General features: G+C 69.7%; 20 protein-coding genes, 1 tRNA gene and 1 pseudogene. 10 read left to right on the top strand and 12 right to left on the bottom strand.

Annotated features, from left to right (window positions below; translation table 11 throughout):
• Window positions 1–16 precede the first annotated feature (16 nt).
• Both NNI01S_RS19660 and NNI01S_RS19655 read left to right on the top strand, forming a co-directional pair.
• A pseudogene (locus tag NNI01S_RS19660) lies at window positions 17–564 on the top strand (GDSL-type esterase/lipase family protein); the annotation flags it as partial.
• Between the two features lie 41 nt (window positions 565–605).
• Window positions 606–1826: an acetyl-CoA C-acetyltransferase gene (locus NNI01S_RS19655; protein ID WP_063021558.1), complete on the top strand. Its 1221-nt coding sequence runs from the start codon at window positions 606–608 to the stop codon at window positions 1824–1826.
• Window positions 1827–1883: 57 nt separating this feature from the next.
• Here NNI01S_RS19655 and NNI01S_RS19650 read toward each other — a convergent pair whose 3' ends face one another.
• Both NNI01S_RS19650 and NNI01S_RS19645 read right to left on the bottom strand, forming a co-directional pair.
• A complete protein-coding gene (locus NNI01S_RS19650; protein ID WP_063021557.1) occupies window positions 1884–2747 on the bottom strand; it encodes a Bax inhibitor-1/YccA family protein in 864 nt (287 codons plus the stop codon).
• Window positions 2748–2879: 132 nt separating this feature from the next.
• Complete coding sequence (locus NNI01S_RS19645) at window positions 2880–4031, bottom strand: class I SAM-dependent methyltransferase (RefSeq protein WP_063021556.1); 1152 nt, start codon at window positions 4029–4031, stop codon at window positions 2880–2882.
• 620 nt (window positions 4032–4651) lie between these two features.
• On the opposite strand from NNI01S_RS19645, the gene NNI01S_RS19640 reads away from it, so the two are divergent.
• The 5 genes from NNI01S_RS19640 (at window position 4652) to NNI01S_RS19620 (ending at window position 13523) form a co-directional block, all read left to right on the top strand.
• Window positions 4652–5227 (top strand): AMIN-like domain-containing (lipo)protein, encoded by a 576-nt coding sequence (locus NNI01S_RS19640; protein WP_063021555.1) that lies wholly within the window; start codon window positions 4652–4654, stop codon window positions 5225–5227.
• A gap of 52 nt (window positions 5228–5279) precedes the next feature.
• Entirely contained in the window at window positions 5280–5798 is a 519-nt protein-coding gene (locus NNI01S_RS19635) for a DUF6153 family protein (RefSeq protein ID WP_157114865.1), read from the top strand.
• An 85-nt stretch (window positions 5799–5883) separates the two neighbouring features.
• On the top strand, window positions 5884–6495 hold the full coding sequence (locus tag NNI01S_RS19630; protein ID WP_063021553.1) for a DUF305 domain-containing protein: 612 nt from the start codon (window positions 5884–5886) through the stop codon (window positions 6493–6495).
• Window positions 6496–6633: 138 nt separating this feature from the next.
• A complete protein-coding gene (locus tag NNI01S_RS19625) occupies window positions 6634–7185 on the top strand; it encodes an Rv2240c family protein (RefSeq protein WP_063021552.1) in 552 nt (183 codons plus the stop codon).
• Between the two features lie 170 nt (window positions 7186–7355).
• Window positions 7356–13523: a non-ribosomal peptide synthetase gene (locus tag NNI01S_RS19620; RefSeq protein WP_063021551.1), complete on the top strand. Its 6168-nt coding sequence runs from the start codon at window positions 7356–7358 to the stop codon at window positions 13521–13523.
• A 6-nt stretch (window positions 13524–13529) separates the two neighbouring features.
• Here the strand turns inward: NNI01S_RS19620 and NNI01S_RS19615 are convergent, their stop codons facing one another.
• Together NNI01S_RS19615 and NNI01S_RS19610 are read right to left on the bottom strand one after the other, a co-directional pair.
• Window positions 13530–13856, bottom strand: a complete 327-nt coding sequence (locus NNI01S_RS19615; protein WP_063021550.1) for a hypothetical protein — start codon at window positions 13854–13856, stop codon at window positions 13530–13532.
• A 115-nt stretch (window positions 13857–13971) separates the two neighbouring features.
• Window positions 13972–15375: a three-helix bundle dimerization domain-containing protein gene (locus NNI01S_RS19610; protein WP_245676276.1), complete on the bottom strand. Its 1404-nt coding sequence runs from the start codon at window positions 15373–15375 to the stop codon at window positions 13972–13974.
• Between the two features lie 450 nt (window positions 15376–15825).
• Here NNI01S_RS19610 and NNI01S_RS19605 point away from each other — a divergent pair, with 450 nt between their 5' ends.
• On the top strand, window positions 15826–16629 hold the full coding sequence (locus tag NNI01S_RS19605; protein ID WP_063021549.1) for an SDR family oxidoreductase: 804 nt from the start codon (window positions 15826–15828) through the stop codon (window positions 16627–16629).
• A gap of 449 nt (window positions 16630–17078) precedes the next feature.
• Window positions 17079–17858, top strand: a complete 780-nt coding sequence (locus NNI01S_RS19600) for a hypothetical protein (protein ID WP_063021548.1) — start codon at window positions 17079–17081, stop codon at window positions 17856–17858.
• A 374-nt stretch (window positions 17859–18232) separates the two neighbouring features.
• Here NNI01S_RS19600 and NNI01S_RS19595 read toward each other — a convergent pair.
• From NNI01S_RS19595 to NNI01S_RS19585, 3 genes are all read right to left on the bottom strand, one after another.
• Window positions 18233–18306: transfer RNA gene (locus tag NNI01S_RS19595), tRNA-Leu, on the bottom strand.
• 219 nt (window positions 18307–18525) lie between these two features.
• Window positions 18526–19443: a ribonuclease Z gene (locus NNI01S_RS19590; protein WP_063021547.1), complete on the bottom strand. Its 918-nt coding sequence runs from the start codon at window positions 19441–19443 to the stop codon at window positions 18526–18528.
• A gap of 46 nt (window positions 19444–19489) precedes the next feature.
• Window positions 19490–20998: an amino acid permease gene (locus NNI01S_RS19585; RefSeq protein WP_063021546.1), complete on the bottom strand. Its 1509-nt coding sequence runs from the start codon at window positions 20996–20998 to the stop codon at window positions 19490–19492.
• 422 nt (window positions 20999–21420) lie between these two features.
• On the opposite strand from NNI01S_RS19585, the gene NNI01S_RS19580 reads away from it, so the two are divergent.
• The gene (locus NNI01S_RS19580) at window positions 21421–21942 is read left to right on the top strand and encodes an SRPBCC family protein (RefSeq protein ID WP_063917560.1); all 522 of its coding nucleotides are present in this window, start codon (window positions 21421–21423) and stop codon (window positions 21940–21942) included.
• Window positions 21943–21966: 24 nt separating this feature from the next.
• Here the strand turns inward: NNI01S_RS19580 and NNI01S_RS19575 are convergent, their stop codons facing one another.
• The 5 genes from NNI01S_RS19575 to NNI01S_RS19555 form a co-directional block, all read right to left on the bottom strand.
• On the bottom strand, window positions 21967–22914 hold the full coding sequence (locus tag NNI01S_RS19575) for a Ppx/GppA phosphatase family protein (protein WP_063021545.1): 948 nt from the start codon (window positions 22912–22914) through the stop codon (window positions 21967–21969).
• Window positions 22911–23444 (bottom strand): DUF501 domain-containing protein, encoded by a 534-nt coding sequence (locus NNI01S_RS19570; protein WP_063021544.1) that lies wholly within the window; start codon window positions 23442–23444, stop codon window positions 22911–22913. Before NNI01S_RS19570 ends, NNI01S_RS19575 begins: the two co-directional genes overlap by 4 nt.
• Window positions 23441–24046: an FtsB family cell division protein gene (locus tag NNI01S_RS19565; protein WP_063021543.1), complete on the bottom strand. Its 606-nt coding sequence runs from the start codon at window positions 24044–24046 to the stop codon at window positions 23441–23443. The genes NNI01S_RS19570 and NNI01S_RS19565 overlap by 4 nt, the downstream gene beginning before the upstream one ends.
• Before the next feature lie 81 nt (window positions 24047–24127).
• Window positions 24128–25414, bottom strand: a complete 1287-nt coding sequence (eno, locus tag NNI01S_RS19560) for a phosphopyruvate hydratase (protein WP_063021542.1) — start codon at window positions 25412–25414, stop codon at window positions 24128–24130.
• Window positions 25415–25528: 114 nt separating this feature from the next.
• On the bottom strand, window positions 25529–26257 hold the full coding sequence (locus NNI01S_RS19555) for a lytic transglycosylase domain-containing protein (protein ID WP_084489038.1): 729 nt from the start codon (window positions 26255–26257) through the stop codon (window positions 25529–25531).
• Window positions 26258–26271: the final 14 nt, after the last annotated feature.

Genomic DNA, 26271 nt, shown 5'->3' with positions numbered 1-26271 from the left:
CTCGCCGAGCGGTCCCGGACAGCGCATCCGCCTGAGCACCACGGCGATCTCCGGCGCCACGTCGAAGGGTCTCGCCGGTCAGGTGGACGCGATGTTCGTCGCGGGCCCGCCGCCGGATGCCGCGTCATCCCCGTCGGCGCCGACGACGTCACCAAGAAGCACTCCATCCGCGCCTCCGCGTACCGGATCGCCGCCGCGGTCGCCCGGCTGCGCCGCGCCGACGCGGTGGCGGTGGTCGGCACGTGCCCGAATCTCGGCACGGTAACGGCCATTCTCCAGCCGCTGCGCACCGTCGTGCAGAACCGGAGCGTGCGACTGGCCAAGGCGCAGCACGTGGCGACGACGGTCGCGGGCGGTCATCCGGTGCGCATGGGGTACCTGCTCGCACCCGAGTTCCGCGCCGCACCCGAGCTGCTGTTCGCCGCCGACGGTTTCCACCCGTCGGCCGCGGGTTACGAACTGGCTGCCGCGCAATTGCTCCCGGTACTGCTGGAGGCACTGGGCGGGACGCACGCTTCCGGTACTCGGCCACTGGACGTAGATTCGGTACGAACCCGCGAGTAACAACTCCGGTTCGCCAGAATCGTCCGACCCAAGGAGTCCTCATGCCTGAGGCCGTCATCGTTTCGACCGCCCGCTCCCCGATCGGCCGGGCCCGCAAGGGTTCGCTGGTCGACCTGCGGCCCGACGATCTGACCACACAGATCGTGCGGGCAGCGCTCGACAAGGTGCCTGCCCTGGACCCCGCCCAGATCGACGACCTGATCCTGGGCTGCGGCTCGCCGGGCGGTGAGCAGGGCTTCAACATCGCCCGCGTCGTCGCCGTCCAGCTTGGCTACGACTTCGTGCCGGGCACCACCGTGCACCGCTACTGCGCGTCGTCGCTGCAGTCCACCCGGATGGCCTTCCATGCGATCAAGGCGGGTGAAGGCGATGTGTTCATCTCCGCGGGCGTGGAGACCGTGTCCCGGTATGTGAACGGTTCCGCCGACAGCTGGCCGAACACGCAGAACCCGCTGTTCGCCGAGGCGCAGCAGCGCACCGCGAAGACCGCCGAGGGCGGCGCGGGCATCTGGCACGATCCGCGCGAGGACGGCCTGATCCCCGACGTCTACATCGCGATGGGGCAGACCGCCGAGAACGTGGCGACCTCCACCGGCATCACCCGCGAGGACCAGGACCGCTGGGGCGTGCGCTCGCAGAACCGCGCCGAGGAGGCCATCGAGAACGGCTTCTTCGAGCGGGAGATCACCCCGGTGACGCTGCCGGACGGCACCGTGGTCAGCAAGGACGACGGCCCCCGCGCCGGTGTCACCTACGAGGCGGTCTCCGCGCTGAAGCCGGTGTTCCGCCCCGACGGCACCATCACCGCGGGCAACTGCTGCCCGCTCAACGACGGCGCCGCGGCGCTGGTCGTCATGAGCGACACCAAGGCCAAGGAACTGGGCCTGACGCCGCTGGCGCGGATCGTGTCCACCGGCGTGTCCGGCCTGTCGCCGGAGATCATGGGGCTGGGCCCGATCGAAGCGTGTAAGCGCGCGCTGGCGCTGGCGGGCAAGACCATCGACGACATCGATCTGGTCGAGATCAACGAGGCGTTCGCGGTCCAGGTGCTCGGCTCGGCCCGGGAGCTGAAGATCGACGAGGACAAGCTGAACGTCTCCGGCGGCGCGATCGCGCTGGGCCACCCGTTCGGCATGACCGGCGCCCGGATCACCACCACGCTGATCAACAACCTGCAGACCCATGACAAGCAGTTCGGTCTGGAGACCATGTGCGTCGGCGGCGGCCAGGGCATGGCGATGGTCATCGAGCGTTTGAGCTGACCCGCAGACAAAGGGCGGTCGCCGGGATACCCGGCGACCGCCCTTTTGCCGTTATGACTAGTCGTTCTGGAAGTAGCTCAGCAGCCGCAGGATCTCCACGTACAGCCACACCAGGGTGACGGTGAGGCCGAGGGCGACACCCCAGGCCGCCCGCTCCGGAGCCTGCGCGCGGATCAGCTGATCGGCGGCGTCGAAGTCGAGCAGGAAGCTGAACGCGGCGATGGCGATGACCACCAGGCTGAACACGATCGCCAGCGGGCCGCCGTCACGCAGGCCGAGGCCGCCGTCGATGAAGAAGCTCGCGACAAGGTTGCCCAGCATCAGCACCAGGATGCCGATCATGGCGCCGACGATGATCCTGGTGAACCGCGGCGTCACCCGGATGGCGCCGGTCTTGTAGACCACCAGCATGCCCGCGAAGACACCGAACGTGCCGAGCACCGCCTGACCGATCAGGGCGCTACCGCCGACCCCGCCGAACTCGACGTTGGTGAACATGAACGACAGCGCACCGAGGAACAGGCCCTCGGCCACGGCGTAGGACAACACGAGCACCGGGTTGTCCATCTTGTTCGCGAACGTCGCGACCAGTACCAGCACCAGGCCGACCAGACCGCCCGCGATCACGAACAGCGGCGCGAGCGAGGTGTTCGCGTTGGTGAGGCCGTAGGACACGATCGCGGACAAGGCCAGCACCGCGAGGGTGATGCCCGTCTTCGTCACCACGTCGTCGATGGTCATCGAGCGCGTGGTGGGGGGAGCCTGCTGGTAAGGCTGCGGGTACTGGCCGTACTGCTGGGGGTGCTGGCCGTACTGGTTGCCGAACTGTCCCGCGGAGGTCACGCCGGAACCGAAGCTGGCGTATCCACCGCCCTCCTGCCTGGGCAGGTTCCTGAAAACCGGATTGCTCGTGGTACGCATGAACGGCGTCCCTTTCTGGAGTCGTTGCCGCTGTTCATCGAGTTGGTTCACTCGATATCCAACTGCCCTGTCCAACGTTTGTCATCCGTCGCGAGTTCCCGGAGAGTCTCGCGGAGCCGGACAATTCGGACTCTACCGCTGGTGCGGGTCACGCAAGCCACGCACCGACCGGGTCACGGTGAATTTCCGGTTGCGGCCCATCACGTCGGTCCGGCCCACCATCCGTTCGACCACGGCCCGATAGTTCAGGTGTGAGTTGTATACCGTCCACAGCTCACCGCCCGGGCGCAGCACCCGCCCGGTCTCGGCGAACATCTTGATCGCCGATCCGGTGTGCACGGCCGCGCCGACATGGAACGGCGGATTGCACAGCACGAGGTCGGCGCTGTTGTCCGCGGCCGAGGACATGGCGTCGTCGCGCACCACGCACACCCGGTCGGCGACCCCGTTCGCCTCGGTGGTGGCCCGCGCCGACGCGACCGCCGCGGCGGATTGATCGGTGGCGATCACCTTGATTCCCGGCCGCGCCGTGGCCAGCGCGACGGCGAGGATGCCGGTGCCGCAGCCGAGGTCGATGGCATCGCGCGCGTCCGGCTTCATCAGTCTCAGGTGCTCGAGCAGGAACCTGGTGCCGATGTCCAAGCGGGCGCCGGAGAAGGCCGCACCGTGCGCGACGACCTCGAAACCGAGTTCGTCCAGCCGCTCGCGCACCGGAAAGGGGTGGTCCGCAACGGGTCTGGGCCGGGCCACCAGCAGCGTCCGCGACTTCTGCTTGCCACGGCTGGCACGCACCTCGGAGAACGATTGCGCCAGAACGTCGTTCATCGACTTGGTCAGATACTTGTCCCGCCCGCCCGCGAACACCTCGACCGCCGGATCCGCGTAGCGCGCGATGGCGTCGGCGACCTCGGCCAACCCAGCCAGCACCCGGGGCAGGCGAAGCAACACCACCCGGGCATCACGCAGCAACCCGGGGCCGAGCGGATGTGCCGTGTAGCGATCCGACAGTCCCGCCGCCCGGGCGTTGTTGGCCAGGGCGAGTTCGCCGGTGAGCAGGTCTTGATGCACCCGGACGTCGCGCAGATCGTGCCCCGCGATGGCGCCGAGAGTCAGCGCACCATAGGCGTCACCGATTACGGCTACCTTCCCGCTATCGACAGTCGCCAGGGCGTCGGCCGCGACGTCGAGGATCAGCCGATCGGCGGCGTCCACCGCGTAGAGGTTCAGCGCCTCCACGTCCGGATACCGCCGCAGCCGGCTCAGTACGTCCTCGACATCTCCCACACCTCAAGTGTGCTAGATCGTTGCCGAATGGTCGCGCCCACCCCGGCCAATCGATCGCGCCGCATTCCCGGCATCGCGGCTCGCGCGCGGAACCACGGCGGGACAGGCGGTTTCGCCGGCGCCTCGAGCGGCCGTCGCGTGACGAGGTCGACCGCTTGCGGACCGCACCGGCCCGGCAGCCGGAATCGGGAAGTGCTCGCGCGGCGCCGGGCCGGTGACAGGGCGCGGTGCCGGCCCGGGCCCGCAGAGGTGGCCGCAGTTTCGAATACGCCACCCCCAGCGCTCAGATGCGATCGCTGCGCGGAGCACGGGAGCTGGTCCGCACGAACGGTATTGCGCGGACCCCGGTAACAGCGACCGCAGCCCGCGGTGGACGCCGGCTTCCCCGGGTCGCCGAACGAACGATCCGGCTCCGGCGCTCACCTCATCCGTGCACTGCGACCCCTACGCGCCCACACGAGTCATCGCAATTGGATAGCAATCCGATCTGGTCGAAGGGCGACCGGCCGGCTTCACGATTGTCCGCATCCGTGGCGGATGTCATCGCCGACCGAAGGCGAATCGGCCGCAACGCGCTCCGGTTACGCCATCCGACGCGTTCCGCTGAGTAGCATCGGCCCATGCGCAACAGGATGGTGCTCCTGGCCGTGGCCGCGGCGGCACTGCTCGCGGGCTGCGGTAACGGCGAGTCGGGGCCGGGTCTCCCAGTGGCCTCGACGACCCGGACGCCGGCCGCGGCGGCGCAGGTCCCGGTTCCGGGGGACGCCGCGCCGAAGCAGGGCAAGCCCTCCGGTGACGCGGCGCTCACGGTGACCGGCGTCCGCCTCGGGCGTCAGCCCGGCGCCGATCGCGTGGTCTACGACCTCGGCGGCGTCGGCACGCCCGGCTGGATCGTCCGGTACACCGACCGCGCCGTGCAGGATGGCAGCGGCAATCCGGTGGACGTGGCGGGCCGGTCGATTCTGGAAGTGCGAATCCTCGGCTCCGCCTATCCGTTCGACAGTGGCGTGACGCCGTACGAAGGCCCCGACCCCGCCGTCGATCCGGAGGTCCCCGGCATCGCGGGCGTGTACCGGACGACGGTGTACGAGGGCGTCACGCAGTCGTTCATCGGCGTGCAGGCCGACCGGCCCGCCTTCACCGTCACCGTGCTGGCCAACCCGACCCGGCTGGTCGTCGACATCGCCAGCCCGTAGATACCGATACCGCCAACGGGTATCTCGGGACCGGCCGCTAGACTCGGCACTCGTGGTCGATCACCGCAGACTCCGCGCCGCCGGGATGGCCCGGCTGCTCGGCGTGCTGGCGCTCCTCGCCGGGGTGGTCGCCATGCATTCGGTGGTCTTCGGGGCCGCCGGCCATACCCACGCTGGTCCGCACACCGCCTCCGCTTTCGAGGCAACCTCCGCCGTGCCCGAACGGGCCGCCGCTGCTCGACACACCTCCGGTCACGACTCGGCCGGTCGGCGAGCCCCTGGCGCGTTCGCGGCCGACACCGCAGCGCCGCGCGGCGCCGGGCACGAGCTCACGACCAAGCTCCTCCGGTGCGACGGCGGCGGGTGCGACGGCGCGCACAGCGCGCTGCACAGCTGCGTGTTCATCCTGGTCGCCTCGCTCGCGGTGGCCGCACTGGTGCTGCTCTACCGGATGGCGGCCGACCGTCCCGGCGGCGGTGCGGCGCGACCGCGGCACTGGCGGGCGCGGCGGGAACGACCGCCGCCGTGGACCGTGCTCACCTTGGCCGAACTGGCGATTCTGCGAATCTGACAGGTCCGCCGCGGCCGTGTGTCCGAACCACGGTCGCGGGCCTCGTCGACCCATCCGCAGACCTCGCCTTCGCAAGGAGCACCTCATGTTCATCACTCGTACCCGCTCGATCCTCGTGCTCGCCGCGGTCGCCGCGCTGAGTCTCGCCGGATGCGGCGACTCCGACACCGGGCACACCGCCGAGCACGGCACTTCGACGACCACCTCGGCCGGCCCGAGCGCAACCGCACGCGCCGAGTTCGACGACGCCGACGTGACGTTCTTGCAGATGATGTATCCGCATCACGCCCAGGCCGTCGAGATGGCGCGGCTGGTGCCGAGTCACACCGACAACGCGCAGTTGCGGGCGCTGGCGACGCAGGTCGAACAAGCACAGGCCCCGGAGATGCAGCAGATCACCGCCCTGTTGCAGAGCTTCGGCAAGCCCGCGCCCACGACGAGCGAAGGGCACGGCGGCCACGGCATGCCCGGCATGATGTCCGCCGAGCAGATGGCTGCGCTGCGGGCGGCGTCCGGCCCCGACTTCGACCGCCAGTGGCTGACCATGATGATCGAGCACCACCAAGGCGCGATCGACATGTCCGAAACCGAACTGTCCAACGGCCGCAATGCCGACGCCAAGGCGCTCGCCGAGGCCATCATCGCCGCCCAGCGGGCCGAGATCGAGCAGATGCGGACCATGCTCGGCCAGAGCTGAACGTGTCACCGCGCCGATATCGGTTGACCATCGATATCGGCGCGGGCGGGCGTGTCCCGTCCGCACGACGTACGGTCGGATGGTCCGGCGCTGTCCAGCCGTCCCGGCCGGACGTCCGAGGGGAGTGAGGGACCGACCATGCGACGACTCGAACGCGCGGGCCTGCTGGCATCCGCGGTGGCCACCACGGCGGGCGTACTGCTCATCGGCGCCTGCGCACAGCAAGTCTCCGGTACCGCGGAGGTCAACCGGACCGACCTGGCCGCGTACGCCTCCGAGGTCACTTCCTCCTCGGCCGCCGCCTCGTCGTCCAGGGCCGCCGCGGTCGAACGCGCGACCGGCTCGGCGTGCGACGCCTTCCTGGCCGCCAACGGGAGCTCGGTACGGGCGTTCAACGACTACATCGATGCCAGCAACACCAAGGGCCGTGGCGATCCCGATACCAACGGCAAAGCCGATACCGCTGTTTCGACGCTGCGCGACAACGCGCGCTCGGTCGACCAGAACGTGACCAGAGAAGTGCCCTCCGCGATCGCCACCCCGCTGCGCGCCTACCGCGACGACACCAACGCCCTGGCCGACACGCTGGCCCGCCGCGCCGACACCGACACGCTGAACGCGGTGATCGATCGATTCAACGCCACCAAGAACAACGCGCTGACCGCCTGCCAGGGGCACGGCACGCGCTGACCGGCACCCGTTGCGGCCGGTAGCCGACGCAGCGTGCCGGTCAGCGCGTCGACCGGGTCGCCGTCCAGTGAACCGTGCCCGCTCGTGACAGGCTCCTTCTCATCGGTGAGGAATCCCCCTGTGCGGCTATAGCATCTGGCGCGTTTACTGCCACGCGGACGGGACAAGATATGACCAGCGGTATCCGGAATCCTCGTCCACCCGCCCGGAACGGCCGTCGCCGCAGGTCGACCGACCCGGCCGCACCGACATTCGCCGCGCTGCTGGCCGCGGCGGCGGAGCACGATCCCGACGGCATCGCGGTGCTGTCCGACGACACCGAGATCACCTATCGCGACCTCGACGCCCAGTCGTCCCGCCTGGCACGCACGTTGCTGGCGGCGGGCGCGGGGCCCGAGACAGCGGTCGCGGTGACCCTGCCGCGTTCGATCGATTCGGTGCTCGCGGTATGGGCCATCGCGAAGACCGGCGCCGCCTTCGTCCCCATCGATCCAGCGCTTCCATTGTCCCGCATAAGATTTCAATTGTCGGACAGCGGCGCCGCGCTGGGCGTGACGCGCGCCGAATACGCGGCCGCGCTGCCCGCCGAGGTGCGTTGGCTCGCGTTGGACGAGGCCGAGGTGACCGCCCAGGTGGCGGCGAACCCCGCGAGCCCGATCGCGTATTTCGAACGCCCGGTCCGGCTCAGGCCTACGCACCCGGCCTACGTGATCTATACGTCCGGATCGACCGGACGCCCGAAAGGCGTCAGCGTCACCCACGCCGGGCTCGCTCCGCTGTGCGCCGAACTGGCCGCGCGGCACGAGCTGGACAAAAACGCGCGGGTGCTGCACTTCGCGTCGCCGAGTTTCGACGCCTCGATCCTGGAGTTGCTGCTCGCGATCTCCTCCGCCGCCACGCTGGTGATCGCCCCGCCGACCCTCTACGGTGGCGCCGCACTGGTGGAGCTGCTCGCGCGGCAGGCCATCACCCATGCCTTCCTCACCCCGTCGGCACTGGCCACCATCGAGCCGGCCGGACTGCCCGCCCTTCGCTCGGTCATGGTCGGCGGCGAGCCCTGTGCCCCGATGTTGCTGCGGCACTGGGCAACCGACGGACGCCTGTTCCACAACGCCTACGGCCCGACCGAGTCCACCATCGTGGCGACGCTCAGCCCGGCCCTGTCGCCGGACGCGCCGGTCACCATCGGCTCGGCCGTGCCGGGCATGCGCTGCCAGGTGCTCGATCACCGGCTGCGACCGGTCGGCATCGGCGTCGTCGGCGAGCTGTACGTGTCGGGCCCCGGGGTGGCCAGGGGATATCACGGACGACCCGATCTGACCGCGCAACAGTTCCTCGCCGATCCGTTCGGGCCGCCCGGGACCCGGATGTACCGCACCGGCGATCTCGTCCGCCGCACCAGCACCGGCGCTCTCGACTATTTCGGCCGGGCCGATGACCAGGTCAAGATCCGGGGCTTCCGGATCGAACTCGGCGAGATCGACGCGATCCTCTCGACCCAGCCCGGCGTCCGGCTGGCGGTGACCGTCGACCGCAGAACCGCCGCGGGCGAGACCACGCTGGCGGCCTTCGTGCAGCCCGAGCCGGGGCACGCTCCCGACACCGCCGCCTTGGCCGACGCACTCGCCGCGCTGCTGCCGAAGTACATGGTGCCCAACACGATCACGGTCGTGGACCGGATCCCGCGCACCCCGACGGGCAAGGCCGACCGGCCCGCGCTGCGCGTGCGCGCCCTGGACGAACCGGACTATCGGCCCGCCGCCGACCTCGGTGAGGAAACGGTCGCCGAGGTGTTCGCCCGCGTGCTGGGCCGCGAGCGGTTCAGCGCCGACGCCGACTTCTTCGCGGCCGGCGGCAATTCGCTGCTCGCGACACAGGTCGCCGCGCGCCTGAGCGACACCTGGCGGCTGCGCATACCGCCGCGGCTGGTGTTCGACCATCCGACGGTCACCACGTTGGCTCGAGCCATCCGCTCGCAGCAGCTGGACGCGGCTCGCCCGGTGCTACGCGCGCGGACCAGGCCGCCACGCGTCCCGCTGTCGCCCGCCCAATTGCGGTTCTGGCTGCGCAACCAGTTCGACACGACGTCCTCGGTGGACAACATCGGCTTCGCGCTGCGGCTGTCGGAGCTGGATGTCCCCGCCCTGCGCGCGGCGTTCGCCGACACCGTCGAGCGGCACGAGGCGTTGCGCACCAAGTATCCGGCCGACGAGACCGGGCCCCGGCAGCTGATCCTCGACACCGAACGTGTGGTGGACGATTTCGCGGTGGAGGAACTGCCCGACGAGGCGGTCCCCGACCGGGTACGGGCGATCCTGCGGCACGGGTTCGACGTGTCGGCCGAGGTGCCGCTACGGCTCCGGCTACTGCGCACCCCCACCGAATACGTCCTGGTCTGCGCCCTGCACCACATCTGCGCGGACGGGTCGTCGCTCGCGCCGCTGGCCCGTGACGTCGCCATTGCCTACGCCGCACGGAGCGGGGGCGCCGCACCGGCCTGGCAGCCGCCGGATGTTCAGTACGCCGATTACGCACTGTGGCAGCGGGAATTGCTCGGTTCCCGCGATGATCCGGATTCGCCGCTGTCGCGGCAACTGGCGTACTGGACCGCGGAACTGGCCGGCCTGCCCGACGAACTCGATCTGCCCGCCGACCGGCCCCGCCCGCCGGTGGCCACGCTGCGCGGCTCGGCCACCCAGCGGTCGGTACCCGCTGCTGTGCACGGTGACCTGCTCACGCTCGCCCGAGCGCACCGGGCGACGCTGTTCATGGTGATGCGTTCGGCGCTGGCCGTGCTGCTGGCCCGCCTGTCCGGCAGCACCGACATCGCGATCGGCGTGCCGATGACCAACCGGGCCGAGCCCGCGCTCGCCGATGTCGTCGGTATGTTCGTCAACACGACCGTCTCCCGGACCAGGATCGAGCCCGCGGAGAGCTTCACCGCTCTGCTGCGGCGCACCAGGGAGCGGGACCTGGTCAACTTCGCACACTCCGAAGTGCCCTTCGAGCATGTGGTCGACGCGGTCGATCCGACCCGCTCGCCCGGACGCCACCCGCTCTACCAGGTCGGTTTCGCGTTCCAGAACTTCACCCAGGCCACCCTCGAACTGTCCGGGCCGAGCGTGTCGTTCCTCGACGTGGATGCCGACACGGCGAAGACCGACCTGCACATCGGTGTAGTGGACACCCGCGACGACGACGGCGAGCCCGCCGAGATCATCATTCGATTCGGTTACAGCACCGACCTGTTCGACGAGCACACCGTGCAGCGTTTCCTGGACGGCTACATCCGCATTCTGCTCCAGATCGCGGCCGAACCGGGCGCCGCGGTCGGGGACATCGACATCATGGACCCGGTCGAGCACAAGCGCATCCGGTCATGGGGCGCCGGAGCCGAGCACGATGTCCCGGCCGAGCCGCTCTGTGCCGCGACGGCGCGACAGGCCGCGGCGACGCCGGACGCGATCGCCGTGGTGTGCGGGCCGGAGACACTCACCTACGCGCAACTGTGCGAGCGGTCCGCGCGCCTGGCCCGCTGGCTGATCGGCCAGGGCGTAGGACCGGAGACCGTCGTGGCGGTGGCGATGCGACGGTCGATTCACCAAGTCGTCGCGCTGCAGGCGATCGTGGCGGCGGGCGCGGCCTGGGTGCCGATCGATCCCGGCCATCCGGCCGAACGCATCCGGTACGTGCTCGAGTCGGCGGCGCCTCGGTGTGTGCTGACCACCGCCGCGGACGGTTTCACGGTTACCGAGGCCCACGACGTCGACACCTTGGACCTCGAGCGCTTCGGCTCCGGGCCCGTGCTCGACGCCGAGCGCCGGGCGTCGTGGCACGCCGACCACCCCGCCTACCTCATCTACACCTCCGGCTCGACCGGCCGCCCCAAAGGCGTGGCGGTCAGCCATCGGGCGATCGTGCACCAGCTCGCCTGGATGCAGGACGAATACGGCGTCGAGGCCACCGACGTGTATCTGCACAAGACCCCCGCGACGTTCGATGTGTCGCTGTGGGGCTACTTCCTGCCGTTGCGCGCGGGGGCACGACTGGTCCTGGCCGGGCCGGAGGAGCATCGCGACCCGGCGGCGCTGGGGCGACTGATCGCCGAGCACCGGGTGACGCTCACCGATTTCGTTCCCGCGATGCTCACCGTCTTCGCTCAGCACTCGACGACCGACCAGTTGTCCTCGCTGCGTGCGGTTTTCGTCATCGGCGAGGCACTGCCCCCGGAGACCGCGCGCGCATTCGCGAACCTGACCGGCGCCGGACTGCACAACCTGTACGGACCGACCGAAGCCGCGGTGAGCATCACCCGGCACGCCGTCTCGGCCGCCGACCACACCGCCGCGGGAGTCTCCATCGGTGTGCCGGAATGGAATTCGCGGTGCCAGGTCCTGGACGACCGTCTGCGGCCGGTTCCGGTGGGCGTGACGGGCGAGCTGTACCTGGGCGGCGTTCAGCTGGCCCGCGGTTATCACGGCGCACCGGGCTCGACCGCGGCCCGGTTCGTCGCCGATCCGTCGCATCCCGGCGAGCGGATGTATCGGACCGGTGACCTCGTGCGCTGGAACCGCGGCGGCACCCTGGACTATCTGGGGCGCACCGACTTCCAGGTCAAGGTCCGCGGCCATCGCATCGAACTCGGCGAGATCGAAGCCGCCCTGCTGGCCGATCCGTCGGTGGGCCGGGCCGCGGTGGCGGTCAAGGGCTCCGACGCCGGAGACCGGCTGGTCGGCTACGTGGTCGCCGCGCCGGGAGCCACGGTCGACCCGGACGCGGTGCGTCACTCGGTCGCTCGGGTGCTGCCCGGGTACATGGTGCCGTCGGCGGTGCTGGCGCTCGACGCCTTCCCGGTGAACACCAGCGGCAAGCTCGACCGAGCGGCGCTGCCCCAGCCCGTGTTCGCCGCACGCACCGGAGAACGCCCCGGCACCCCGCTGGAGCGCGCGATCGCGGAGGTCTTCGCCGAGGTGCTCGCGGTGTCCCCGATCGGGGTCGGCGACGACTTCTTCGAGTTGGGTGGATCGTCGCTGCTCACCTTCACGCTGCACCAGCGGCTGTCGGACCGGCTGGGGCGCGACGTGCCGATGTCGGCGATCCTCGCCGCGCCGACCGTCGGCGGCTTGGCGGCGCGACTGACCGGTGAGCGCGTCCCCACCGCTCCCACGCCGGAACGCGACGCCGTGCTGGAGCCGGAGATCGGCATCGGCGGGTGCCAACCGGCGCACACCGGGCCGCCACAGGAGGTGCTGCTGACCGGCGCGACCGGATTCCTGGGCGCCCACTTGCTGCAAGAGCTGCTGGATCGCACCGATGCGCGGGTGTGGTGCGTGGTGCGCGCCGACGATGCTGAAGAAGGCATCGACCGAATCCTCGCCGCGCTGAGCCACTACCGGCTCGCCGGGACGACCGCCGCGGAACGGATCGTCGTCGTCGCGGGCGACCTCACCGCGCCGCGCCTGGGCCTGGGCCCCGCCGACTACGAGTGCTTGGCCGACAGCATCGACGCGATCTACCACAACGGCGCGCGCGTCAATCACGTCGACCCCTACGCCCGGCTACGGCAGGCCAACGTCGAGGGCACGCGAGAACTGTTGCGGCTGGCGACGACTCGGCGCGTGAAGCCGTTCCACCTGGTCTCCACCATGGGCGCGGCCGTCGCCGCGGCGCCGGAGTCGCCGGTGGTCACCGAAGACGTCCGGCTCGGCGCCGATCAGGTGTCCGGCAACGGCTACCTCGCGTCCAAGTGGGTCGCCGAGGAACTCGTCCGCCAAGCCGGCGACCGCGGCGTGCCGATCGCCATCTACCGGCCGGGGACCATCTGCGGGTGCCCCGAGGTCGGCGTGAACAGCTCGCAGGATTCGCTGTGGAACATGGTGCGAGCCGCCGCGATGCTCGGCATGGCGCCCGATGTCGGCGACGCGACCGTCTCGTTGGTTCCGGTGAGTTACGTAGCGGGCGCGATCGTGGAGATCTCCGTCCGTCCCCGCTCACAGACCGTCTATCACCTGGTCAACCGGGCCCCGGTGGCAGTCGGCGAGATCCTCGACAGTCTGCGTGCGCACGGGCTGCCGGTGGCGACCATGCCGGAGGACGCGGTGCGCGCGGGCCTGGCCAGGGAAGCGCGGCGGCGCGATGCGCTCGGCGACGATTCACTGGTGCGTGCGGCCCTGCTGAGCAATGACTTCGCCCGGCTCGCCGGTCATCTCGACTGGGCCGACGAGCACGCCCGCGCCGCGTTGACGGGCACCGGCGTGGACTGCCCGCAGGTGGATCGCGCGGTGGTGGACACCTTCGTGCGGGAGTTCATCGAGTCCGGTTTCCTGCCCTTGGACTGAGGACTCTCAGTATCCCGGCGGCACGGTGGCGGGTTGTTCGGCGCCCCTGCGGGCCTGGGCTCGTGCGCGCGCCTGCTCCAGCACGATCATGCCTACACCGGCCAGCAGGAAGACGGCCGCGATGATCGCGGCGACGACGGACGAACGGTTCAGCCCCCAGCCCGCCAGCACCGCGGCGGCTATCGCGCCCGCCGCCGCGAGCAGCAGCACCCCGTAGCCCGCCCAGTTCCTGGCGTCGGCCATCGTCGCTCCCGGCGGCGGCGCGGGGTCGCGCGCGATGTCCGGAGCGTCATCGATCGGAGGTATCTCCCATGGCCCCTCGTCCGCTGTCACTGGTATCTCCTCCCGCCGCGATACCGGCCGCTGCCGCGGTATCTGATGCGAGGAGGATGCCCGCAACGCCTGCACCGAAACGCGAGCGCGGCCACACCCGGACCGCGCCGTGGCTTCAGTTGTAGGTCTTGGTGACTCCGTCGAGCAGGTGCTCGAGGGTGTCGGAGGTCGGGGTGGCGACGACGTCCAGCAGATCCGCGGCCACCGGGGCGTTGCGTTCGGCGGCGACCTTCGCGAACTGCGCGCCGTCGCTGGTACGGAAACCGTGCTCGGCGGCCAGCCGCTGCAACTCCGGATCCGTGGACAGCAGGCGGCCGAGCCGGTCGCCCGTCACGCCGAGCGGCACCAGCGTGTGCCGGGACAGCACTGTCGGTGACGGGTACAGCAACGTCATCTCGGGCTTGATCTGGCCGCGCACGATCGCCTCGACGTACTGCGCCTCGTAGATCCACGCCATCGGGGTCGGGCCCATACCCGTGGCGAGGTAGTTGTTGAACGGGCCGTCGGTGGTGTTCTCGGTGTAACCCTGGCCCACGAACAGGCGGGATACGGCGGGCAGGACGGCCTGCTCCGCGGTCTGCCCCTGCACGATCGTGTTGTTGTTCGCGGCATAGCTCGCCGCGGCCAGATACATGGCGGCCGAATTCGAGCTCCGTGGATCGGTGGTGGAGATCAGGATTTTCTTGCCCACCGGATACGCGGCATTGCCGGGCAGTTCGTCCCAGCGGGTGCCGTTGCGGACCAGTTCGAGGTAGCGGCGCAGGTCCAGCGTCGGCACCGGGCCGGGGCGCACCGCTCCCGCCCTGGTGAGCAGTTCGGTGATCGGCGTGAACGTCGCGATGGCCATCGGCGAGGAGAAGGGGGTGTATTTCGTGGTCACGTTGCGCTGCCGCTGGATTCGCTCGGCCGCCTGTTCACTGGACGGGAAGGCGAAATCGAATGTCGAGAGATCGATGGACGTGGCGATCTGGCGCGACCCGGCGGGCTCGACCTCGACGCGCACGCCGTTGCGCGCCAGCGCGTCGATCACCTTCCGGTCCTGGAAGAACCCCATCTTCTCCGAGCCGACCACCCCGTGGACGACGGTGAGCGGCGCGACGGGAGCCGGCGCGGCAGCGGGCGCCTCGGGCGCGGGTTGCCGCACGGAGAGGACGACGGCGATCACCGTCAGGAGGACGACCGCGCCCACGGCGTACGGCGCGAAACGCTTCTTCGACGACCACACCGCGCGCAGCTGCGACAGTGTTCCCGGAGAGGTCGCGGAGGGCTCCTTCGCCTCGTCCATCGGGACCGTGGCGGACTGGACTTCCGTCTCCTGAGACCTCTCCAATTCCCGTCGCACCACCCGCTCGACCAGAATGGGAACGAATTGCCGCACCGGGTGGCCCTCGAATTTCTTTCGCGCCGCACCCACGGTGCTCTCGATATGCTCCGAAGAATAGGTCTCGGTGTAGTTTTCGACCAGCCGCTCCGTCATCTGACGAATCGCCTGTTCCTCTCGGACGGTATCGACAACCACCACATTCTCCTCGGCGTCGGGGTAACGCGGCAGCGTCTCCGGCCTGCACCGCGCCGGCCAACCCTAGCCTCATCCCCGCACCGCCGACATCCGGGCGAGCTTCCCGCCGGTGAACGATTTCGCCTGCGCCGGTGCATATCTCACGCCGCCCCCACACGTCCGTCCGCCCAGCTCACGGGCCCGCCGAGCCGCTCGAGCGCGGCGCACGCGACAGCAGCCGACGCGGGATTCGAGCCGGAACTCGCCATGCAGAATTCAATGGGCAATCTCCGAGCCGCCACCACGTGTTGTACTCCCGTTTCCCACCGCCGCGGGACCTCACGGTCGCCGTCGCCGGGAGAACCGTTGCGCACGACCGAGGGGCAGGGGCGGGCATCGAAGTTACTTCCCGGTAGCGCGAACCGGGAAGTTGACGATATCGTCAGCGTATTCGCTGTCGAAAGGAGCGTCATGTCTCGCGTCGCCGTGGTCACCGGTGCGTCGTCCGGAATCGGAAAGGCTACGGCCGCCGCCCTGGCCGGGCGGGGGTACCGGGTGATCGGCACCAGCCGCAATCCCGGCGCCATCGGTTCGGACGCCGAAGCGCCGGGCGTCGAGTACCGGGCGCTCGACCTCACCGATCCGGCCTCTATCGCGGCCTTCGCCGCCGGCCTGGACCAGGTCGACGTGCTGGTCAACAACGCGGGCGAAAGTCAGGCGGGCCCGCTGGCCGAGCTGCCCACCGACGCCGTCGAGCGACTGTTCCAGCTCAACGTGCTCGGTCCGGTCGCGTTGACCAAAGCGGTGCTGCCCGGCATGCGGGAACGCCGGTACGGGCGCATCGTCATGGTCGGCTCGATGCTCGCCAGCTTCCCCATGCCCTACCGCTCCTCCTACGTCGAAACCAAGGCGGCACTGCGCGGCTTCGCGGTCGCCGCCCGCTTCGAGGAATCCCCCTTCGGCGTCTGGATCACCGCGGTCGAACCCGGCCAGATCGACACCGGCCTCCGCGAACGACGCACCAAATACCTCACCGAAGGCTCCCCCCACACCGCCGACTTCACCACCTTCATGGCGAAACTCGACGAGAAGCAGGCCGAAGGCATCACCCCCGAAAAGGTCGCCACCACGATCGTGAGAGCGATAGAAGCCGGCCGCCCCCAACCCCTCTACGCCGTAGGCAGCAACGCCCCCGCCCTCTTCACCCTCCGCCGCCTCCTCCCCCGCACGGCGATGGAACGCATCATCGCCCGCGCCCACGGGTTATCGCGTTGACGTGTTGCGGGCCGGGTGGCCCGCAACCCACCGCCGTTGCAGCTACGTCATGTCGCGATCGCCCACCGGCCGTGCCGTGAAGCCGGTAGGTCCGATCACAAAGACACAGGGCTTGCCGATCTTGTCCATCTCGTACAGATGGGTCGACATCAACGTCACCGAATCCGGCACCGACGAGCTGGCACCTCCACCTCCTGGGAACGCCGCGATATTTCGACTTACTCATTACCCGAGACGCCAGAGGTCATTTTGATACCGCACAAGCGGCGATGATGCGATTTCCATGGTGGCGCTCATAGTTGGACGCCGAGCCACGAGGCGAACCCGGTCAGGCTGTTGGTCTGTCTGCGCTGCGTTGCCGCGATGCCATACACCGTTTTGGCCGATCGCCGGGCCCGGACCGGTCGTCACCGCCTCCACCACCGCGATCCAGGGGAGCACAGCCGACGATGTCACCGAGCGAGCGCACAACCAATCGCGTCCTGGCTGTGTGGGCACCGCCGGAATTCGTGTCCGATGGCAGCAACGGGGTTCTGAGCTGGGTCGGACCGGCGCTGCGTACGCCCACCGGGTTGCGGCTGTCCCTCGCGGCGGAAGCGGTCGGCGATACCGCGCCGTCGTTGCGTAGTTACCAGGTCGGGGTGTCGGCACTGGTCAACGGTGTGGCCACCGAGGTGGGTTGGGGCAGCAGCTCGTCCGACACCCACGCCGGTACCACCTTCACGTTGCCGGATCTCGGCCCGGATACGACACCGGTCGACATCGAGTTGACCATCGAGGACGTCACCACCGCCGGTCGCTGGGCGAGGCGACTGTCTTGGCCGAACGACACCGGCTACTCAGCGCCGCTCGGCGATCCGCGAGGCCGATTGGCCATGCTGACCGATCCGGCCTTCGTCACCGACGATGACGGCCCGATCGAGGCTTGGATCGGGCCGATTACGCTCGATCCCAACGGAATCGAGTTCGTCTACACCGCGACCGCGCTCGACGAACGCGCACCATCGATCTGGGACTACGAGGTCGACGCCGTCCTGCGCGCCACCTTCGGGACCTCAGCGGTGGTGGCCGGTGAATCGACCTCGGCGACACGAACGATCAGAACTTTCCAGGCCCCGATCCCGGAGGACATCGCAGACACGCCTTGGGATTTCGAGCTGATTCTTACCGATCACACGGCAGGGCTCACCTGGTCGACCGAGTTCTCCTGGAACGGGCCGACGTCCTAGCGCTCGCACTGCGAGCTTCCTGGTACAGGTCGGCACAATAGCGCCGCCCCGAGGAGCGCTCGGAGGCCAACGGCGACCGTCCCACCTCCTACGCCGAGTCAGGATGGTCTCCTGTCGAACCGCCCGCCACCCCCGCATGGGTTCGCGCAGTGTTCGCGCTGAGCCGCTGGCGGCGAGATTCGGCACGCTACGTGGTGCACCTGTGACGTTCGAGAGCCGCACCGCTAAGGAGCTGTGTGAGCGTGACCTGGACCCGTCGCGAACGCGATGCACCAGGCAGCGCTCACCACTGCTGCGGACACACTGCGGACCGAGGGCTTGTACGCAGGTGAGCAAGGCGATGAGGAAGTGCGACCTACCTGCGACTCAGTGAGTGCCCCCAGTCGGACTCGAACCGACACTGGGCGGATTTTAAGTCCGCTGCCTCTGCCAATTGGGCTATAGGGGCGTCCGGGACAGCGTACCGAGTCGTACGGCTGTACCGGAATTCCGACAATTCGTCGGGGTGGCGGAACGTCGGCCGTGCCGGGTGCCGGACGGGGCGGTCGGGTGACCGGCGCCGATGGCGGTAGTTTCCAGCCCGGGGTTGGCAGGCGTCCCAGAGAACTAGATCGGTGGCGGCGGGCTGGTGTTAGCGTCCGCGCGTCATCTCGGCGTGGCGAATATGTCAGCGGCGGGGCGGCACGGGAATCCGGGCGAGGTCGGTGGCGATGTGGATCTCGCCGGTGAAGTACTTCGCCGCTTCGGCCAGGTGCTCGTCGAGGTCGCGGTAGCGCTGGGAGAAGTGGGTGAGCACCAGGGATCGAACGCCCGCGTCGGCGGCCACCCGCGCGGCTTGGCCCGCGGTGAGATGGCCGTATTCGATCGCCAGGTGCTCGTCGGCGTCCAGGAACGTGGCTTCGATGACGAGCATGTCGACCTCGGCGGCGAGTTCCCGGACACCGGGGCACAGCCGGGTGTCCATCACGAAGGCGAAGCTCTGACCGGACCGGGGTTCGCTGATGTCCGCCAAACTGATTGTGCGGCCTTCGAACTCGACGCTGCCGTGCTGTTGCAGTTCGGAGATGACCGGGCCGCGTAACCCCAAGGCACGCAATCGGTCCGGCAGGATGCGGCGGCCGGGTGGCTCGCTGAGCCGATAGCCGAAGGTGTCCACCGGATGCGACAGCGGCACCGCCGTCACCGTGAACGGCGCCCCGGGCAGGTCGACGGGCCCTGGACCGGTCACCGGACGCGGCCGCAGCTCGGCGCGGTGGTAGTAGGACGTCGCGTTGACCAGGCGGTCGTAGTACACCGCGCCGGAGGCGGGAAACCAGACGTCGACCGGGTGCGGCACCCGGTCCAGGTTGATCCGCTGCACCACCCCGGCCAGCCCGAGGCTGTGGTCGCCGTGGAAATGGGTGATGGCGATCCGGGTGAGCCCGGTGACGGTCACACCGGCATAGGTCATCTGCCGCTGCGTCCCCTCACCGGGGTCGAACAGGATCGCCTCGTCGTCCCACCGGAGCAGGTACCCGTTGTGGTTTCGCTGTTTCGTCGGCACCTGACTCGCGGTACCGAGAACAACCAACTCACGCTGCGACACGGCGTCAGGCTATCCGCCCACCTCCGAGGAGCCGAACAGGGCCGCGCTACTCGGTGGCAGGAGCCTTCCGAAGCAGGGAGTTGCGCCGGGAGTAGGTGAAGTAGACGACGAACCCGATCAGCATCCACACCAGGAACCGCAGCCAGGTCTCCACCGACAGGTTCAGCATCAGCCACAGACACGCCAGCACGGCCAGGATCGGAACGACCGGCACGAGCGGAACCCGGAAACCGCGCGGCAGGTCCGGGCGGGTGCGCCGCAGGATGAGCACGCCGATCGACACCAGCACGAACGCGAACAGCGTCCCGATGTTGACCATCTCCTCCAGCGTGCCGAAGTCCACGAACCCGGCCAGCAGCGCGCACGCCACGCCGACGATGACGGTGACGCGCACCGGCGTGCCGTTCGCGCCGGTGTGCGCGAGTTTGCGCGGCATCAGCCCGTCGCGCGACATCGCGAACAGCACCCGGGTCTGTCCGAGGTACATCACCATGACCACCGTGGTCAGCCCGGCGAGGGCGCCGATGGAGATGATGTTCTTCGCCCAGGTGACGCCGTGGATGCCGAACGCCGTCGCGAGGGTCGCGTCGTCACCGGCCAGTTCGGTGTAGGGCACCATGCCGGTGAGCACGAGCGACACCGCAACGTACAGGATCGTGACGATGATCAGCGACCCGAGGATGCCGCGCGGCACCGCCTTCTGCGGGTTGCGCGTCTCCTCGGCGGTCGTGGCGACCACGTCGAAGCCGATGAACGCGAAGAACACCAGGCTGGCCGCGGCGAGCAGGCCGTACCAGCCGAAGTTGCTGTCCCCGGCGCCGGTCAGATAGGAGAACAGCGACTGCCGCAGGCCCTCGCCGCGCTCACCCGCCTGCGACGGCGGAATGTAGGGCGAGAGGTTCGAGGACTTGAAGTAGGTGGCGCCGACGACCAGCACCAGCGCGATCACGCCCAGCTTGATGGCGACCGCCACCGCCGACACCCGCGAGGACACCTTGGTGCCGGTCGCGAGCAGCACGCCGAGCACGGTGATCAGCAGCACCGCGCCCCAGTCGAAGGTCACCGGGCCCAGGTGCACGATCGGGGAGGTGGTGCCGAGTACCTCGCCGAGGTACTGCGACCAGCCCTTGGCCACCACCGCGGCGGCGAGCGCGAACTCGAGGATCAGGTCCCAGCCGATGATCCAGGCGACGAGTTCGCCGAAGGTGGCGTAGGAGTAGGTGTAGGCGCTGCCCGCCACCGGCACGGTGGAGGCGAACTCGGCGTAGCAGAGGGCGGTCAGCCCGCAGGCGATCGCGGCGAACACGAAGGCCAGCGAGACCGACGGCCCCGCGACATTGCCCGCCGTGCGCGCGGTGAGGGTGAAGATACCCGCCCCGACCACGACGGCCACGCCGAAGACGGTGAGGTCCCAGGCGGTCAGGTCCTTGCGGAGTTTCGAGTCGGGTTCGTCGGTGTCGCGGATCGACTGTTCGATGGACTTGGTGCGGAACAGGCCGCCCCACCGAGACGAGACATCACCCGCCGGATCGGCTTGTGGCCCGGGGTTAGTCACGCGTTCTCCTTAATTCGTGCTGCTGTGCTTGGTGTTCTGTACCCATGCGGCGAGCCGATGCACGCCGGCCATGAATTTGCTGGTCGATGGCGGGATAGCGGCGACGATCAGCCCCGCACACACCACGGCCGTCCCGGTGATTCCGGAGAACGCGAACTCGTGACCTGGGTCATAGAACCGAGCCAAACTACCCGACACCCACGTTCCGAGACCAACCGGGAAGAAGATACCGGTGCCGAACTTGCCCCTTCGACCATCTCCCGAAGATCGCATCCCGCGCGGCGTCGCGGGGGATTCGTTTGTTGTGTTCAGCCGGGTGGCGGCAATCGGATCTGGACACGTGGTTTGCGCACCGGACGACCGGGCACCCCGCAATCGACAGGCAAACCAGCCCCGGCCCACACCCAGGAAGCGTTGAGCTGATGGTCCACGTGGAAATCTCCGTGCCGACGACACCGGAAGACGTTTTCGCCGTCCTCGCCGACGGATGGCTGTTCTGCGCCTGGGTGGTCGGCGCCACCCACATCCGCGACGTCGACGACGAGTGGCCCGGCGTCGGCTCCCAGCTGCACTACAGCGCCGGCGTGTGGCCGTTCACCGTGAACGACACCACGCAGGTCGTGTCGGTGGATCCGCCGCACATGCTCGAACTCGAGGCCAAGCTCTCGCCGCTGGGCGCCGCGTGGATCCGGCTGGAACTCGTCGAGACCGTGCCCGGCGAAACCCAGATCCGGATGTACGAGCACGCCGAACGCGGGCTGGGGAGAATGGTGCCCAATGTGCTGCAAGAGCTCATGTTGGTGCCGCGGAACATGGAGTCGCTTTCCCGGCTCGCCGACATCGCGGTCGGCAAAGCACGCCGCAGCCGCACCGAGCTGGGAGTTCGTGCCGGAGCCGACACCCACGCCGAGGTGAAACTCGACGGCCACCCGCTGCAGACCTGACCGGACGCGCGAACCCGAACGAAATCAGGCGATCGACAAGGCGATGCCGTCGAGAATGTCGTGCTCGCTGACGACGAGTTCGGCGATGCCCGCGCGCCGGGACAACTCCTCGGCGAGCACTTCGGTGATGACCGCGCCGCCGCCGATCACGTCGACCCGGCCGGGGTGCATCGGCCCGAGCGCGGCGCGCTGATCGTGGTCCATGCCGATCAGGCGGTCGCAGACCTGGTGGACCTGGTCCAGGGTCAATCGGGTGAGGTGCACCCGTTCGGAGTCGTATTCGGGCAGGTCGAGCGCGACCGCGGCCAAGGTGGTCATCGTGCCCGCGACGCCGACCCAGGTGTGCGCCCCCTCCACGGGAACGTGCGTGAACGCTTCGGTCAACCGCTCGGTGGCGAAGGCGCGGGCGGCGTCGATCTCCTGCGCGGTCGGCGGGTTGCCCGCCAGGCACCGCTCGGTGATCCGCACGCAGCCGATGTCGGCGGAGAACGCGGCCCGCACTCCCGCACTGTCGCCGAACACCAGCTCGGTGGACCCGCCGCCCAGGTCCACCACGACGAAAGGCCCTGACGCGCTGGACAATTCGCCGATCGCACCGGCGAACGACAGGCGCGCCTCCTCGTCGCCGGTGATCACCTCGGCTTCCGCGCCCGCGACCACGGCGCCGAGTTCGGCCCGCGCCATGGCGAAGAAATCCTCCCGGTTGGCGGCGTCGCGGGTGGCGGATGTGGCCACCATTCGCACCCGGCCGACACCCGCCTCGCGCATCAGCGCGGCGTAGTCGGCCAGGGCGGCGCGGGTGCGCTCGATCGCCTCCGGCGCCAGCGAGCCGGTCGCGTCGACCCCTTGGCCGAGCCGGACTATGCGCATTTCCCGGTGCACGTCGGCCAGGCGTCCATCGCCGAGCACGTCGGCGATCAGCAGGCGGATGGAGTTCGTGCCGCAATCCACGGCGGCTACCCGGTCACTCATCGCTGTGCTCCAGTCTCTCGCGGGCCGGTCGGAGGCGCGGGCCAGTCGGCCGGTATAGCGGTGCCACGCAGGCCGTGCTCGGCGGCCAGCGCCACGGACTCGTCACCGAGCGGGTTCACCCCTGGCCCCTTGGCCAATGCGTGAGCGATCAGGACGTGCAGGCACTTGACCCGCTCCGGCATCCCGCCACCGGTGAAATCGGTACCGAGCGACTCGATCTCGTCGCGTTCGGCCAGATAGCTCTCGTGCGCGGCGCGATAGGCGGCGGCCAGCTCCGGGTCGGCGACGAGTCGCTCGGTCATCTCCCGCATCACACCGGCGGATTCCTGCCTGCTCGCCTCCGCGGTGAGCCGGGGATCGGTCAGATAGTAGAGCGTCGGGAAGGGGGTGCCGTCCGGCAGCCGGGGCGCGGTCTTCACAACGGCCGGGATCCCGTCCGGGGTGCGGTAGGCGATGGCGAGCACGCCGCGCGGCGCACGACCCAGCTGCTCGGCGATGATCGCGAGATCCTGGTCGGTGGGTGCGGTCACCTATGTCCTTCCGGTGCTTGCGGTGGTGGCGCGGCGGCCGCGGGCGTCGGCTGCGGCTCGGCGATACTGCGCCACATTTCGGTGTACCAGGGATCGGGTTCTCTGGCTCTGGTCGGCGCGGGCGGCGGCGCGGGCGCCTCGATGCCGGGCACCTGCACGATGTACGGCGTCTCGCCGGGCATCACCAGGCGCAGACGGTCCCGGGCCTCGGTCCGGATATAGGCCGGATCCTGTTGCTGCGCACGGCGGTCGCGCAGCCGGGCGAGATCCGCCTCGAGTTCCTCGCGCTGCTGCGCCAGCTGCGCGGCCTCCGCGCGCTGGGTGAAGTACGTGCGCATCGGCACGGCGAGGGTGAGCGCGAGCCCGCACACCACCATCGCGAGGATCACCGCCTTGCCGGTGGAGAGTCCGAGGAAGGTGTGGTCGTGCCTGTCGCCCGCCGAACCGGACGCGATCCGGCGCGGTTTCGGCTTCTCCGCGGTCTCCGATCGCCTGCGGCCGCGTTTGGCCGCGGCATCGGCCGGGCGCGATCCGGCGGCACGCGACGTGCGGCGGTCCCCACGTCCGGCCGGACTGGTCCCACGCGCACGTCGCTCCGTCATCTCACGCCTCGGTCTCTACTTCGCGGTGCTCCCGGCGCCCTGCGTGGTCACGCGCGCCACCCCCGTCGCTCGCACCGCAGGTCAGCCTTCGAACGCGAAACGGGGGAACGCCACCTCGCCGGCGTAGCGCGCCGAATCGCCGAGCGCGTCCTCGATGCGCAGCAGCTGGTTGTACTTGGCGACGCGCTCGCTGCGGGCGGGGGCGCCGGTCTTGATCTGACCGCTGCCCACCGCGACGGCGAGATCGGCGATGGTGGTGTCCTCGGTCTCGCCGGACCGGTGCGACATCATCGTCTTGTAGCCGTTGCGGTGCGCCAGCTCCACCGCGTCCAGGGTCTCGGTGAGCGTGCCGATCTGATTCACCTTCACCAGCAGCGCGTTGGCCGCGCCCTTGGCGATGCCCTCCTCCAGGCGCTCCGGGTTGGTGACGAACAGGTCGTCGCCGACGAGCTGGATCTTCTCGCCGATCTGGTCGGTCAGGGTCACCCAGCCGTCCCAGTCGTCCTCCGACAGCGGGTCCTCGATGGACACCAGCGGGTAGGCGCCGATCAGGTCGGCGTAGAACTGCGCCATCTCCTCGGCCGAGCGCACCACGCCCTCGAACTTGTAGCCGCTGCCGGTGGTGTAGAACTCCGTGGCCGCGACGTCCAGCGCGAGCGCCACGTCACTGCCCAGCTTCAGGCCGGTCTTGCCGATGGCCTCGCTGATCAGGTCGAGCGCGGCCTTGGTGCCCGCCACGTCGGGGGCGAAACCGCCCTCGTCGCCGAGGCCGGTGGACAGGCCCTTGGCCTTCAGCACCGCCTTGAGGGCGTGGTAGACCTCCGCGCCCCAGCGCAGCGACTCCTTGAAGGTCGGCGCGCCGATCGGGGCGACCATGAATTCCTGCACGTCTACGCCGGTGTCGGCATGCGCGCCGCCGTTGAGGATGTTCATCATCGGGACGGGCAGCACGTGCGCGTTCGGGCCGCCGAGGTAGCGGAACAGCTCGAGCCCCGAGGACTCGGCGGCGGCGCGGGCCACGGCCAGCGAGACGCCGAGCAAGGCATTGGCGCCGAGCCGGGACTTGTCCTGGGTGCCGTCCAGGTCGAGCAGGACCTGGTCGACGGTGCGCTGCTCCACGGCGTCGAGGCCGATGACGGCGGGCGCGATCTCGTCGAGCACACCCTCGACCGCCTTGCGCACGCCCTTGCCGCCGTAGCGCTCGCCACCGTCGCGCAACTCCACGGCCTCGTGTTCGCCGGTGGACGCGCCGGAGGGCACGGCAGCCCGGGTCAGGGTGCCGTCGTCGAGAGCGATCTCGACCTCGACGGTGGGGTTACCGCGGGAATCCAGGATCTCGCGAGCTCCGACCTGTTCGATGATGGCCACGAAAACGACACTCCTTCGGCTGCTGACACGGTTGGTCTCACGGGATGGGCCGTGCGCTGCGAGCCTATCGTCCCGGCGGCGGCGCGGGTAACCGGCACTCCGGGGACCGGAGGATCACACGCGGCGGCCGATGCTGTAGCTCGCGGCCCGATCGCGCACCGTCAGCAGGTATGCGTGCGACTGGTTGTAGGTGAGCAACGCCCGCTGCCAGCCGTGCTCGGAGGTGAGGTCGCCGCCGCTGACGCACAGGTACCTGGCGGCGGTGAGCGCGGCGTCGTCGATGTTCTGCGGATCGGCGACGCCGTCGCCGTTGGCGTCGACGCCCCAGCGCTTCCAGGTCTCCGGGATGAACTGCAGCGGGCCGACGGCGCGGTCGTGCACCGGATCGCCGTCGAGCGCGCCGCCATCGGTGTCCTCCACCAGCGCCACGCCGGGCGAGCCGTCCAGCGGGACGCCGATGATCGGCGGGCGGACCGAGCCGTCCGCGCCCAGGTCCGCGCCGCGATGGGTGCCGTGCTTGCTCTCCACGCTCGCGATGCCCGCGAGCGTCGTCCACGCGACGCCGCAGCCGGGACGCGCCCTCGTCATCACGGCCGCCGCGTATCCGTACGCCTGCAGCGCGATCGACGGGATGCCCAGCCGGCCGGCCTGCTCGTCGGCCCAGTCGCGCAGTTGGACGGCCGTGCGGCCGGGGGCGTCCAGGTCGATCACCGGCAGCGGGGTGCCCGGTCCGGGCGGAATGCCCTCCGGGATCGGGGTGCGGTCGATCCCGCAACCGGCGAGCCCGAGGAGCACCACGACGGCGGCCGAGACGCCGGTCTTTCGCAACACCCCTTCCATCATCCAGATGACGGCGA

This window comes from Nocardia niwae NBRC 108934 = DSM 45340 (genome assembly GCF_001613465.1).
GTDB classification, from domain to species: Bacteria; Actinomycetota; Actinomycetes; order Mycobacteriales; family Mycobacteriaceae; genus Nocardia; species Nocardia niwae.
The sequence above is the reverse complement of the archived record's forward strand: the minus strand, read 5'-3'. Positions and strand labels throughout refer to the sequence as shown.